A 12,127-nucleotide genomic window follows, 5' to 3' on the forward strand; every position below is an offset into this window, starting at 1 on the left:
CTGAGAACTGCGCGATCAAACCACCTCGGCGACCGCACGCGAAAGCGCGTCCGTTCCCAGCCCCCGCCGCCTTGCCTCAGTCAACCAGTATTGCTGGCGGATTGCGGGATGCGTCAGATCAATACTTCCTGCTGTGTTCCTGAACAGGAAGGCGAGATATTTGTAGTATCCAAAGGCCATAGCGCCGCGCATGTCGAAGTCTTCTTCGCGAAGCGCCGTGACACTCACCTTATTTTGGCTGAACCGCACACCGTCCTTGCCGACATGGGATACGCCGACAAGCACAGTGGATACTTCTGGTGTCAGGTGCAGCAACTTTGGAAAGAGCCTCTCCTTGATATCCGCCACCTCGCGATAGGCCCGCTTGCGCGCCGTGAGCGCACCCAGGGGGCCGATGATGTTGGCAAGTGCGCCCGAAAACAGGGAACCGAAAATGAAGATGAAAAAAATGCTCAGAGAAAGAATGGAGCCCAAGAGGAAAAAGCCGAGGACCGCAGTGGCTATATAGAGCCATGGCAGGCGAGCCGTGGTGTCCGCGATCATGCGCCGCTTTATGTCGATAAGCTTCAGTTCGTGAGAGATGTCTTCCAGAACATCATCGATTGTGCGCGCCCGCGGCGTGCTTGCCGCGCCAGCTTCATCGCTGCTGCGAAATCTTGGTCGTCTCGACATACTGCCCCCTTCAGCCTCGGAAAGCAGTAGAACAGCAGCGGACCTGCCTGCAAGCCCTGGGATTGAAAGGATCAGCCTTTCTTGAACGCAATGGTTACCTGGCCGATCTCGATGCCGTAGCGGGTGACATAGGCGCGGTTGAGGAGCACGTCGTCCGGCATCAGGAACATCCAGTCATTGAAGCCGACATTCCAGGTGCTGCCGCCGACTTTCAGGTCTACCTTGTATTTCCAGTTGAAGGCGTTGCCGGAGACCTGCCCTTCGGCGACGCCCATAACGTCCCCTGCCGTGCCGCGATAACGGCCATTGCCCAGCACATCGATTTCCCAGATGCGGGTTTCCCGCTCACCATCATCATAGAAGAACTCTTCGGTGAGTGTCAGCCGGTCGCCTTCCAGCTCGCCCACAATGTCCACCTTGAACTGGCGGCGGACCTTGCCGAACCGGTCCTCGAACAGGCCGTAGGCGGTTGTCTCACCGAGGAAGTATTCCTCCAGCACGAGCTGGCGGGGGGCGGCCTGAAACTGCTCAAGGGAGGAGGAAGAGGCGCAGGCTGCGGCCGTTGCCGAAGCAACGCCGGCAGCCAGCACATTCGCAACACGGCGGGCATTTGGCATGGGTCAGGTCCGGTCTGCGGGGTTGAACTTGTTCTTCCCTTACGCAGACCGGACCGGACTGGATGTCAGAGCAGCGCAGCCGCCTCAGTAAAGCGTGGCGAGCGACTTGCCGTCATAGTCGCGCAGGTCGGCGAAGCGGCCTTCCTTGACCTTCCTGGCCCATTCGGGGTCCTGAAGGACGGCGCGGCCGACGGCGACGAGATCGAACTCGCCCTTGTCGAGGCGCGCTTCCAGATCGTCGAGCGAGCGCTGCGGCGCGCCTTCCCCGGCGAAGGATTTCTCGAAGTCACCGTTGAGGCCGACAGAGCCGACCGTGATGGTGGGCAGGCCGGTCAGTTTCTTGGCCCAGCCGGCGCCATTGAGACCGTTTTCGCCATCGATTTCCGGGAATTCAGGCTCCCAATAGCGGCGCTGGGAAACGTGGAGACAGTCAACGCCGGCATCCACAAAGACCTTCAGGAAAGCTTCCAGCTCCTGCGGCGTAGGCGCGAGGCGGGCGGTATAATCCTGCTGCTTCCACTGGGAATAGCGCAGGATGATCGGATAGTCCGGACCGACCTTCTTGCGGATTTCGCGGATGATGTCGCCGCCAAAGCTGGCGCGATCGGTGAGGCTGCCACCATACTTGTCGGAGCGCTTGTTCATCGCGTCCCAGAAGAACTGGTCGATCAGATAGCCATGGGCGCCGTGAATCTCCAGCGTATCAAAGCCGAGGCGCTTGGCGTCGGCGGCGGCATCGGCATAAGCCATCACCATGTCTTCGACCTCTGCGGTCGTCGGCTCGGGAAGGATCTGCTTGCCGGTATGGGTGACGCCGGAGGGGCTGTCGGTGGGGGCGTCCGGTTCCGGGCCGGTGCCGGCCTTGCGCACCATGCCCTGGTGCCAGATCTGCGGGGCAATCTTGCCGCCGTTGGCGTGGACCTTGGAGACAACGCGCGACCAGCCATCCAGAGCGTCAGCCTTGTAAAAATTGGGAACATTGGGGTCGTTGGAAGAACCGCCCCGGCGCACCGTGGTGCCTTCGGTGACGATCAGGCCGACATCGGCAGCGGCGCGGCGGGCGTAGTAATCGGCCACATCTTCGCCGGGAACACCGCCCGGAGACCTGGAGCGCGTCATCGGTGCCATCACGATACGGTTGGGCAGTTCCAGGTTTTTCAGCCGGAAGGGCGTGAACAGGGTCCGGGTCATCAGCTATATCCTTGCGCTTTTGCAGGCGATGAGTTGGGGAAGTGTCCGGTCTGCGTCAACCATTGACGTTAAGGGAATGCGCAGGCACGCCTGAAGGGACCGTTTAGGGGGGATAACAATGCGCCATCTGTTTTTGCTGGCCGGAGTTCTGGGCGCTGCGGCCGCCTGCCAGACGCCGGGATATGACTATGCCGCCCGCGCCGCGCCAAACTATGCCGAAGCGCTGAACTATACCGATGTAGGCGTAGGCCGGTTCCGGGGACCGGCGGGGGATGTTGCCGAGGCCGAGTTCCAGGCGCTGATCGACAATACCTGGCTGGACGGCGCGCCCTGGTTTGCGGTGATCGATCCGGGCCGCCCCCAGGGCACCTATGAGGGCGAAGTGCTGATCACCGGCTTCCACCGCGAGACCAGCTTCAAGCGGGAGCGGCGCTGCGACAAGTACAAGGGCCTGTTCAACTGCGAACGCCATGTCGTGATCGAGATGCGCTGCCCGAAAGATGTTGTGGATGTGACCGTCCGCGCCACGCTGGTGGACTTTGACACGGGCCGGGCCGTGTTCACCTCCGCGCAGGGCGGCGCCACCGAGCGGGAAGACTGCTATGATGTGGCCGAATATCCCGATACGGATCAATCCACCGGCCCCTTCGGAGAGGTCATCCGCGAGGTCCTTCCCCAATGGGACGCGCCGATCGGCATGATCGCCGAGGCTGTCGCCGCGGCCATTCCCGGCTTCCGCCGTGACATCGCCCCCTACACAACCACGCTGCGGGCGGAGATCGTCGAGAAGCCGCTGGTGCCCGAAGAAGCCGGCGATCCGCGCTTTGCCGCGGCCGTGAAAGCCACCCGGCGCGGGGAGTATATCGGCGCCTGCGCGCAGTGGCAGGAGCTTGCCACGGCTTATCCGAAGGCGCCCGGCATCCTGCACAATCTTGCCGCCTGCACCGAGGCGCGCGGCGATCTGGCCGAGGCGCATCTGCTCTATGCGCAGGCCGCCGAAATCGCGCGCGGCATTCCCCTGCTCAAGGACAAGGATGCTCAGCCGATCTTCGACGCGCTCGGGCGCATCTCGCAGGGACGGTATGAAAACAGCCTGATTGATCAGGTAAAGGAGCCGCGCAGATATTGAGCGGGCCCCGGCCGGTTCCCGAAAAGGATCAGCCCTGGAAGAGACCGATCAGCGGGATACCGGCGGCGCTGGCTTCGGCGGCGATGCCCCACAGCACGCCTGAACCAAAGGCCGTAAGCGCAAAGGCCGTCTTGAGCATGACACGCTTGAACATGGACGGCACTCCCGCACTGATACAGCCGGTGATTTCAGTGCAAGTTCCGGGCCTGTCAACGCTTTTTTAACCATCCTTTCCAGGATCTTGCCGCTGGTGCCCGTCCGTTAACTTTTTCAGCTTCTCGGCGCGGGCCTTGTCCAGCGATTTCTCAGCCTTCGTGCGGCCGAATTTGGCGCGGTTTTCCTTCGCGCGCTGTTCCTTTTCGGCCTTCTCCCTGGCTTTGCGGACCTTGTTGAGGTTGACTGGATCGCTCATGCCCGCGCTGCCTCACCTGCGATGAGGCGCGCGTCCAGCCGGGCTTTCACCTCTGGCCATTCCGTATCCAGAATGGAGAAGAAGGCCGTATCGCGCACAAATCCGTCGGCCAATGTCTTGTGGTTGCGCAGCACGCCTTCCAGCTTTGCGCCCAGTTTCAGCACGGCGGCTTTGGAGCGTTCATTCCGGTTATCAACCTGATACTGAACCCGCCGCGCGCCCCAATCCTCGAAGGCATGGCCCATCAGCAGCCGCTTGCAGGAGGGATTGATGACCGTACCCTGAGCTTCCGGGGCATAGCAGGTCATGCCGACCTCGACACTCTTGTTGCCCTCGTGAGGATCCAGGAAGCTGGTGATGCCGAGGAAGGCGCCGTCCTCTGGCCGGGTCACGGCGAAGGGGATCATTGTGCCGGCTTCCGTCCGCTGGCGGATGGAAGCGATCCACCCGCCAACCCAGTCTCCGGGGCCCCGATACGACCAGAGCCGGAAGATTTCCGGCGCGCGCTCTGCCAGCCCGTAAAGCGCCTGCCCGTCCGCCCCGGCCGAAAAAGGCCGCAGGCGGACGAACCGGTTTTCCAGCGTCAGCGCGCCAAGGTTCATTCCTTGTGGCTTTCCCGCCATTGTTCCATGGCCAGGGAAATGGCGAAGGTTTCCCGGTATTTCGGGCTGGAGGCGGGGCGCGGCGGGCGCACTGCCGTCATCGCCATGATCTCGGCCAGCTTGTTGTGCGCCGCGCCGGACTGCCCTGCCCCGATATAGGCGTGCAGCTCCACCAGCGCGGAGGAGAGCGGGTCGTGTGCGCGGATGACGAAATAGGGCTCATCCTCGGCCAGCTTGCCCAGCACATCGAACTGGGAGGGATTGGACTTCGAGCCGACGGGCGACTTGGACATGGCTGGGCCTTTCTGGACGCAGGTGATTCTATTCCCGCATCCTACCCCCGGCCCGGCGCCCCGTCAGCCCGGACATACCGCCGCCTCAGCGGCCAGACCGGTCTACGCGCACGACGGCGCCGGTCATGCCGTCCACTTCGACGGTCATCTTCTGGCCCTGGGCGGTGCGGCCTTCAACGCGCCAGACGCCCCGGCGGGCTTCCACGCGCAGCACATCCTGCACGCCTTGCGCCCGGGCAATATCCACCGCCGTCGCGCGGGAGACCTGAAATCCGGCAAAGGACCGGTCATCGCCGCCGCGCTGGGCAGTCGCCGGCATGGCCGAACTGGACGCAATGAGAAGGGCTGCGAGAAGTATCCGGAGCCTGGACATGACAAAGTCCTCCCGAGTTTCAGCCCCCTCTTATCAGCGCGGGGCCAAACGGCGGATGAACAAAGGACAGCCGGGCTGCAATAAGTCCCGGCGGCGATCCACGCTTCCTCAGATGCCAAAAAAGAGGCGGTTGATGGCGTTGGCGATGGGGTATTCGTGGGTCTCAAGCGAGGTGACCTGCTGGCCAAGCTCTTTCAAGGGAATTGCCGCGAGTTGCTCGGTCGCCAGCGCGACCTGCCTACCGCCGAAGTCGAAGACGGGATTCAAGGTCGACGCAACCGCGAACCTGGCCGTATCCAGCAAGGGCGCCGCGACAACCGAGCCGGCCTCCGCGATCAGGGGATGGCTCAGGACCAGCACCAACTGCTCGGGCCGGTTCTTCAGGGTGAACACCGCCAGGTAATCCATGCGTCAGAACAGCCGGAGGCCATCAGACCATAGGCCCTCATCTTCAACCAAACGGGCTTTGGCCTGCAATGCCGCCCGGTTCTCCTCGGCCCAACGCCGCATTTCCTCGGCGCGCGTCTCGAAGCGGATGGCTTCTTCGGCCACGGCCGACAGGTTTATGCCCGCGGCCTTGGCCTTGGCGACCAGCGCCTCATCGATCGTCACACTGACGCGGGTTTTACGGGTCATGGTGGGCCTCTGCGCAAAGCAATGCGCATAATATACACGCATTTTCTATACGCAGAAAGCCCGCCCTCGCCCGCTCAGGCCGGATCAGGCCCGATCATCTTCTCCGGGCGCACGATGGCGTCGAAGTCAGCCTCGGAGATACCGAGGGCGAGGGCTTCGACTTTCAGCGTGGTGCCGTTCTTGTGAGCGGTCTTCGCCACTTTCGCGGCGAGGTCGTAGCCATACTTCTCCTTCAGCGGGGTCACCAGCATCAGCGAGTTCTCAAGGCCGCGCTGGATATTGTCGAGGCGCGGCTCGATGCCGACCACGCAGTTGTCCGTGAAGGAGACCGCCGCGTCTGCCAGCAGGCGGACCGACTGGAGGAAGTTGTAGGCCATCATCGGGTTGAACACGTTGAGTTCGAAATGGCCCTGCGATCCGGCAAAGGCGATGGCGGTGTTGTTGCCGGCGATGTGAGCGGCGACCTGGGTGATCGCCTCGCACTGGGTGGGGTTCACCTTGCCCGGCATGATCGACGAGCCTGGCTCGTTCTCCGGCAGGGCGAGTTCGCCAAGGCCAGAACGTGGACCCGAGCCGAGGAAGCGGATGTCATTGGCGATCTTGAAGCAGCTCATGGCGACGGTGGTAATCGCGCCATGGGTGAACACCATCGCGTCATGGGCGGCGAGCGCCTCGAACTTGTTGGGGGCAGAGGTGAATTTCAGGCCGGTGATCTGGGCGATTTTCTGGGCCACGGCTTCCGCAAAGCCGGCCGGCGAGGCAAGGCCCGTGCCGACCGCCGTGCCGCCCTGGGCGAGCTCCATCAGCATCGGGAGCGTCATCTCGATGCGCTTGATGCCGTTCTCGATCTGCTGGGCATAGCCGGAGAATTCCTGGCCGAGGGTGACCGGGGTTGCGTCCTGCGTATGCGTGCGGCCGATCTTGATGATGTCTTTCCAGGCGTTCGCCTTGTCGTTCAGCGCATTGCGCAGCACCTGCAGCGCCGGGATGAGGCGGTGGACCACTTCTTCGGCGCAGGCGATGTGCATCGCGGTCGGGAAAGTGTCGTTGGACGACTGGGACATGTTGACGTGATCATTGGGGTGGACCGGCTTCTTGGAGCCCATCTCGCCGCCCAGCATCTCGATGGCGCGGTTGGAGATCACCTCATTGGCGTTCATGTTGGACTGCGTGCCCGAGCCCGTCTGCCAGACGACCAGGGGGAAATGCGCGTCGAGCTTGCCCTCGATCACTTCCTCGGCAGCCTTGACGATGACCTTGCCCAGCTCGGGGTCCATCTTGCCCAGCGCCATATTGGCCTCGGCGGCGGCCTTCTTGACGATGCCGAGCGCGCGGATGATCGGGGCGGGCTGCTTCTCCCAGCCGATCTTGAAGTTCCCGAGCGAGCGCTGCGCCTGCGCGCCCCAATACTTGTCCGCCTCGACCTCGATAGGGCCGAAAGTGTCCGATTCTGTCCGGGTATTGGTCATGGGGTGGCTCCTGAAGCTCAGCTGAAGCAATGTCGCCGGGCGGTGTAGCCCCCGAACCTCGCCCCATCAAGCCGCCAAAGGGCCCGCAAAGCGGGTAGCTAGGCATCGCCGCGGTTAAAAGCTATTCTGCCCCTATGGCTGACACTTCCTCTCCCTCGAATGATCCGCTGATTGCCTTCCAGGCCCTGGAGCCGGATTTCACGGTGGCGCCTGAACATGACACGTGGATGCGCGCTGAAATCGGCAAAACGCTGAAGGCAAAGGCAGAGGGGCAGATGACCTACAGGTCGCTGGAAGACGTGGCCCGCAGGTTTCTCCCAGATGCACATTAGGCTTTCGGCTGACGCCGAAGCTGATCTGGAACGTCTTGCTGAATGGGTCAGGCCGCGCAGTCCGCAAGGGCTTGATCGGCTTTTGACCGCCATCTTTACAACAATCGCGCAATTGGAAGGGTTTCCGCTCCTTGGCAAGGAAGGCCGCGTTGACGGCACACGGGAACTTGTCGTGCCGCGCACCTCGCTGATCCTGATCTACACCCTGCCGGACGCCTACCACCTGGATGTCGAGCGCGTTCTCGACGCGCGCCAGAAATACCCGCCTGAAGATGAGAGCGCGGCGGAATGATCTCAGACTGGATCCAATCGGGCAAAGTCCGCGCGCGCATTACCGAGGCTGGCGCGCTGGAGGTGACGTGTACCGGGCTCACCACGCAGACGAAGTATTACAAGACGCTGCTGAAGGAGTTCTTCCGCAAGGACTTCCCGCGCCTGCGGCCGGGCTATGGTGATTACAGCGTGCATATCGTGATGGAGTATGCCGGCACTGCGCCCTGGATGGACCTCGACAATCTGGCCAAGGCCCTGCTCGACAGCCTCTGCGGCAATGTCTTCGAGGACGACCATCAGGTCGCCCGCCTGCTGGTCGAGCGGCGCAGCGCCGAACGCGATGGCATCTGGATGCTGGCCGAAGCGATCGAGCGCTAGCCGCGCTCACCCCTCCACGATCAGCTTTTCCAGCCCCCTGAAAAACGGCAGCGTGCGCCAGGCCATCTCCTGTTCCGGCAGCTTCAGGTCCGGATAGCGCTCGAACAGTTTCAGGTACACATGCCGCGCCTCGATCCGGGCGAGCGGCGCGCCGATACAGATGTGCGGGCCGCCGCCAAAGGCGACATGGCTTGCCCGCTTGCGGGTGATGTCAAAGGCTTCGGCGTCCTCGAACACGTCGGGGTCGCGGTTGGCGCCCGCCAGCGACATCCACACCGGCTGGCGCGCCTTCATCGGGCAGCCGCCCACGGCGCGGTCATCCGGCAGGATGCGCGAGGTGATCGAAACGGGCGCCTCATAGCGCAGCACTTCCTCCACCGCCTGCGCGGCGAGGCCGGGATTGTCCATGAGTGACTGTTTTTGTTCCGGATGAGTCAGGAACAGCCACACGCCATTGCCGATAAGGTCCGTGGTTGTGAGGTTTCCGCCGACGAGCAGCGCCTCGAGATTGTTGCGCAGTTCGCCATCGGAAATCTCCGCCTCGCCCGAGGCCTGCAGCTGCACCATGTCGGAGACCAGATCATCCTGCGGCGCCTTGCGGCGGGCTTCCATCAGCTCGGCAAAATACGCGTCCAGCGCATATGCGCCCCGGATCAGCGCCTCGTCTTCCTCAGGCGTGCGCACGGGGTTGAGGCCGAGGATCACGTCCTCCGACCATTGCCGGAAATCATCAAGGCGCGCCTCGTCGACGCCCAGTATGCGCGCAATCACTAGCACGGGCACCGGCACAGCGATCTCAGCCATCAGGTCGAACGGGCCCGAAGCCGGCGCCTTATCAATGATCGCATCGATCATTGCCTCGATTTCGGGCCGCATCCGGTTGATACGGGCGTAGAACGCCTTGGCCAGCGGCTGGCGAATGCGGGCATGATCGGGATCGTCGAGAAAGAGAATGCTCGTGCCCCGCTCCTGGCGCTGCTCGACGAAGCGCGCCGAGAGCGAGCCCTCCTCCGCTTTCGTCGGATGGCGGACGAATGTGCGGTCGTTCACCGTTTCGCGCACATCCCTGTAGCGGGAAAGAAACCAGACCTTCGCCGCCTCATCGCGGAATACCGGGCAGTCCTCGCGCAGCGTTTTCAGCATCGGATGCGGATCTGCCCGCGCGGCGGGATTGAAGGCTGAAAGCTCGAGCACGGATTGCACCGCGCCGGCGGGGCGCTGATCGTCTGGCATATGTTCCTCCCTGCCGGTCTGGCGCCGGCAATTATGAGGAATACCTAGCATCGATGATCAGGAATTTCGCCCCTGCCCCGGCGTCAGCGGCCAGCGCGCCTCAGAGCCGCTTGAACGCCATGGGAATCGCTGTGGCTGTGGCGCGCGCAACCAGTTCGCCGTCTGCATCGAAACAGTCGGCTTCCATGAAGGCAGCGGATTTGCCGAGCTTCAGGATGCGCGCCTCGACGCTCGCCTTGCCGGGCATCAGGCGCTTGAGATAGCTGGTTTTCATCTCCAGCGTTGGCGCCGTCATGGTCACGTTGGAGGCGATGATCACCGCCGTGCTCATGGCCTCGTCCAGCATCGCCGCGATGAAGCCGCCCTGCACCGCGCCAGTGGGGTTGGCGAAGCTCGGCGAGACATCAAACTCCATCTTCACCCATTGCTGATCCTGGTTCAGATTCGCCAGGCGCATGCCGAGGGTTTCCGAACAGGGCGGGCGTTTCTTGGAGTTCTGGAACCGCGCCAGCATTTCGGCGTCGGTTACGCGGGGTTTTTCTTCAGTGCTCAACGCGCGCGCCCGGCTTTACTTGCGCCGGAAAGCGTCGAGGCTGACGACCGTTTCACCGGCGGCCTTCTGCGCCGGCGCAGGCTCTTCAACCGGCGCAGCCGTGGCCGGGGCAATGACGCCGGCATCCTTGGCCTGCGTTTCAAACGCGATGCCGAAATTCACGGACGGGTCAACGAAGCGCGTGATCGCCGCCAGCGGGATCGACAGGTGCTGCGGCACGCCGGAGAATTTCAGCACAACCTCAAAATGCCCGTCATGCACTTCCAGATCCCAATACTGGTGCTGGATCACGATGGTCATCTCTTCTGGAAAACGCTGCACGAGTTGCGGCGGGATCTTCACGCCCGGCGCGCGGGTGCGGAAGGAAATGTAGAAATGATGTTCGCCCGGCAGGCCGCCATTGGTCTTCCCGCGGCGCAGCGCTTCGCGCACGACACCGCGCATGGCAGCCTGGGAAAGCGCTTCGTAACCGATATAGTCCGTCATGCTGGCGCTCTGCATCCCCGTTAATTTTTCGTTTCAGGTACAAACTAAGGCGGTGGCTTTAGCCTCGCAACGGGCTTCGCACAACGGGCGAGGTTTTTCTTTTCCCCAGCGCTTTTCGGGTGACACGAACCGGTAGCCTGCACCCGTCTGGCCAGCGGGGGACTTCGCCTCTACTCTTGCCTGAAAACAGAGGAGGACCGCCATGCAGATGCCCGCCGAAGGACGCCCCTGGGGTGATGTACGCGCCGAAATGCTCTCTCGCGGCGCAGGGGATGTGGCCTGGAGGGAGGGCAAGACGGCCGTCTATGTCTTCAATGCCGGGGAAGATGTGCACGCCCTCCAGCATGAGGCCTATGGCCTGTTCATGGCGGAGAATGGCCTGGGCCCCCTCGCCTTTCCCTCGCTGGCACAGATGGAGAAGGATGTAATCTCCATGGCGCTCGGCCTGCTGCACGGCCCGGAAGGGTCGACGGGCGCAATGACTTCGGGCGGCACCGATTCGATCACCATGGCGATCAAGACGGCACGCGACTATGCCCGCGCCCATGGCTGGCCCAAGGACCGCGCCAACATCGTCATCCCCCGCTCCGGCCACCTTGCCTTCCACAAGGCGGCCCTGCTGATGGACATCGATATCCGCAGCGTGCCGTTGAAGACCGATGGCAGTTATGAGGCCGATCCGGCCGCCATGGCGGCAGCAATCGATGACGCCACGATCATGATGGTCGGCTCGGCGCCGAACTTCCCTCATGGCATCATCGACCCGATTGCCGATCTCGGCAAAGTCGCTGAGGCCAAGGGCGTCTGGCTGCATGTCGATGCCTGCGTGGGCGGATACTTCGCGCCCTTTGCGCGGATGAACGGCGTGCCGGTTCCGGATTTCGACTTTGCCGTTCCAGCGGTCAAATCCATGAGCGCCGACCTGCACAAATACGGCTACTGCGCCAAAGGCGCCTCCACCGTCCTCTTCCGGTCGGCTGATCTCTACAAGCACATGCCGTTTTCCCTCAGCGACTGGTCCGGCGCGCCGATGAAAACGCCGACGCTGGCGGGCACACGCCCCGGCGGCGCGATCTCGGCAGCCTGGGCGGTGATGAATGTGCTCGGCGTGTCGGGCTACCGTGAGAAGCAGGGCCTCGTCTGCGCGACACGCGAGAAGATCGAAGCAGGCGTGAGGGCGCTGGGCTTTGAAGTTCTGGGCAAGCCGCTCCTCGGCCTTGTGGCCTTTCGCCATCCGGACGCCGACACCCTCGCCCTCTACAGCGCGATGCGCCAGCGCGGCTGGTTCACCTCTTTCACGGTCGAACCGCCAAGCCTGCACCTGATGCTCTCGCCCAAACATGCCGAAGTGGCCGATGACTATCTCAGAGACCTCGCCGCGTGTCTGGAGGCGGTAAAGGCGGGCAACACGGCGCCGAAAGTGGAGGCGCGCTACTCCTGAGGCGTTAAGCGTTGCGTTGCGCATTCGTCCATGGTCC

The 12,127-nt window shown here is 63.0% G+C and carries 19 protein-coding genes; 5 read left to right on the forward strand and 14 right to left on the reverse strand.

Features of this window, described 5'->3' with window-relative positions; genetic code table 11:
* Positions 1-15 precede the first annotated feature (15 nt).
* The 3 genes from C0456_RS07000 to C0456_RS07010 form a co-directional block, all read right to left on the reverse strand.
* The gene (locus C0456_RS07000) at positions 16-672 is read right to left on the reverse strand and encodes a hypothetical protein (protein WP_291049998.1); all 657 of its coding nucleotides are present in this window, start codon (positions 670-672) and stop codon (positions 16-18) included.
* Positions 673-743: 71 nt separating this feature from the next.
* On the reverse strand, positions 744-1,289 hold the full coding sequence (locus C0456_RS07005) for a DUF3833 domain-containing protein (RefSeq protein ID WP_291050000.1): 546 nt from the start codon (positions 1,287-1,289) through the stop codon (positions 744-746).
* Between the two features lie 84 nt (positions 1,290-1,373).
* Complete coding sequence (locus tag C0456_RS07010) at positions 1,374-2,480, reverse strand: NADH:flavin oxidoreductase (protein WP_291050002.1); 1,107 nt, start codon at positions 2,478-2,480, stop codon at positions 1,374-1,376.
* A 118-nt stretch (positions 2,481-2,598) separates the two neighbouring features.
* On the opposite strand from C0456_RS07010, the gene C0456_RS07015 reads away from it, so the two are divergent.
* On the forward strand, positions 2,599-3,609 hold the full coding sequence (locus C0456_RS07015; protein ID WP_291050004.1) for a hypothetical protein: 1,011 nt from the start codon (positions 2,599-2,601) through the stop codon (positions 3,607-3,609).
* Between the two features lie 28 nt (positions 3,610-3,637).
* Here the strand turns inward: C0456_RS07015 and C0456_RS07020 are convergent, their stop codons facing one another.
* The 8 genes from C0456_RS07020 to fumC all read right to left on the reverse strand — a co-directional run bounded on the left by C0456_RS07020 (position 3,638) and on the right by fumC (position 7,394).
* Positions 3,638-3,763: a hypothetical protein gene (locus C0456_RS07020; RefSeq protein ID WP_291050006.1), complete on the reverse strand. Its 126-nt coding sequence runs from the start codon at positions 3,761-3,763 to the stop codon at positions 3,638-3,640.
* 66 nt (positions 3,764-3,829) lie between these two features.
* Positions 3,830-4,021, reverse strand: a complete 192-nt coding sequence (locus tag C0456_RS07025; protein WP_291050007.1) for a DUF4169 family protein — start codon at positions 4,019-4,021, stop codon at positions 3,830-3,832.
* A complete protein-coding gene (locus tag C0456_RS07030) occupies positions 4,018-4,623 on the reverse strand; it encodes a GNAT family protein (RefSeq protein ID WP_291050008.1) in 606 nt (201 codons plus the stop codon). The genes C0456_RS07025 and C0456_RS07030 overlap by 4 nt, the downstream gene beginning before the upstream one ends.
* Positions 4,620-4,916, reverse strand: coding sequence for a hypothetical protein (locus tag C0456_RS07035; RefSeq protein ID WP_035593107.1), 297 nt, complete (start codon positions 4,914-4,916; stop codon positions 4,620-4,622). Before C0456_RS07035 ends, C0456_RS07030 begins: the two co-directional genes overlap by 4 nt.
* Before the next feature lie 85 nt (positions 4,917-5,001).
* Positions 5,002-5,289: a PepSY domain-containing protein gene (locus tag C0456_RS07040; protein ID WP_291050012.1), complete on the reverse strand. Its 288-nt coding sequence runs from the start codon at positions 5,287-5,289 to the stop codon at positions 5,002-5,004.
* Positions 5,290-5,397: 108 nt separating this feature from the next.
* The gene (locus C0456_RS07045) at positions 5,398-5,697 is read right to left on the reverse strand and encodes a CcdB family protein (protein ID WP_291050014.1); all 300 of its coding nucleotides are present in this window, start codon (positions 5,695-5,697) and stop codon (positions 5,398-5,400) included.
* Positions 5,698-5,700: 3 nt separating this feature from the next.
* A complete protein-coding gene (locus C0456_RS07050; protein ID WP_291050016.1) occupies positions 5,701-5,925 on the reverse strand; it encodes a type II toxin-antitoxin system CcdA family antitoxin in 225 nt (74 codons plus the stop codon).
* Positions 5,926-5,999: 74 nt separating this feature from the next.
* Positions 6,000-7,394, reverse strand: coding sequence for a class II fumarate hydratase (gene fumC, locus C0456_RS07055; RefSeq protein WP_291050018.1), 1,395 nt, complete (start codon positions 7,392-7,394; stop codon positions 6,000-6,002).
* Between the two features lie 134 nt (positions 7,395-7,528).
* Here fumC and C0456_RS07060 point away from each other — a divergent pair, with 134 nt between their 5' ends.
* Genes C0456_RS07060 through C0456_RS07070 form a run of 3 tightly spaced genes read left to right on the forward strand, consistent with a single transcriptional unit; the run spans position 7,529 to position 8,377 of the window.
* Entirely contained in the window at positions 7,529-7,726 is a 198-nt protein-coding gene (locus C0456_RS07060) for a hypothetical protein (protein ID WP_291050020.1), read from the forward strand.
* Entirely contained in the window at positions 7,716-8,018 is a 303-nt protein-coding gene (locus C0456_RS07065) for a type II toxin-antitoxin system RelE/ParE family toxin (protein WP_291050021.1), read from the forward strand. The genes C0456_RS07060 and C0456_RS07065 overlap by 11 nt, the downstream gene beginning before the upstream one ends.
* Positions 8,015-8,377, forward strand: coding sequence for a RusA family crossover junction endodeoxyribonuclease (locus C0456_RS07070; RefSeq protein ID WP_291050023.1), 363 nt, complete (start codon positions 8,015-8,017; stop codon positions 8,375-8,377). The genes C0456_RS07065 and C0456_RS07070 overlap by 4 nt, the downstream gene beginning before the upstream one ends.
* Positions 8,378-8,383: 6 nt before the next feature.
* Here C0456_RS07070 and C0456_RS07075 read toward each other — a convergent pair whose 3' ends face one another.
* The 3 genes from C0456_RS07075 to C0456_RS07085 all read right to left on the reverse strand — a co-directional run bounded on the left by C0456_RS07075 (position 8,384) and on the right by C0456_RS07085 (position 10,664).
* Positions 8,384-9,610 (reverse strand): cytochrome P450, encoded by a 1,227-nt coding sequence (locus C0456_RS07075; protein WP_291050025.1) that lies wholly within the window; start codon positions 9,608-9,610, stop codon positions 8,384-8,386.
* Between the two features lie 100 nt (positions 9,611-9,710).
* On the reverse strand, positions 9,711-10,163 hold the full coding sequence (locus tag C0456_RS07080) for a PaaI family thioesterase (protein WP_291050027.1): 453 nt from the start codon (positions 10,161-10,163) through the stop codon (positions 9,711-9,713).
* 15 nt (positions 10,164-10,178) lie between these two features.
* Positions 10,179-10,664, reverse strand: a complete 486-nt coding sequence (locus C0456_RS07085; RefSeq protein WP_291050029.1) for an SspB family protein — start codon at positions 10,662-10,664, stop codon at positions 10,179-10,181.
* 187 nt (positions 10,665-10,851) lie between these two features.
* Here C0456_RS07085 and C0456_RS07090 point away from each other — a divergent pair, with 187 nt between their 5' ends.
* Positions 10,852-12,090 carry an aminotransferase class V-fold PLP-dependent enzyme gene (locus tag C0456_RS07090; RefSeq protein ID WP_291050031.1) on the forward strand — a complete coding sequence of 413 codons (1,239 nt, stop codon included), beginning with the start codon at positions 10,852-10,854 and terminating at the stop codon, positions 12,088-12,090.
* Positions 12,091-12,127 lie beyond the last annotated feature (37 nt).

Origin of the sequence: Hyphomonas sp., from assembly GCF_013823385.1 — a bacterium.
Classification (GTDB): Bacteria; Pseudomonadota; Alphaproteobacteria; order Caulobacterales; family Hyphomonadaceae; genus Hyphomonas.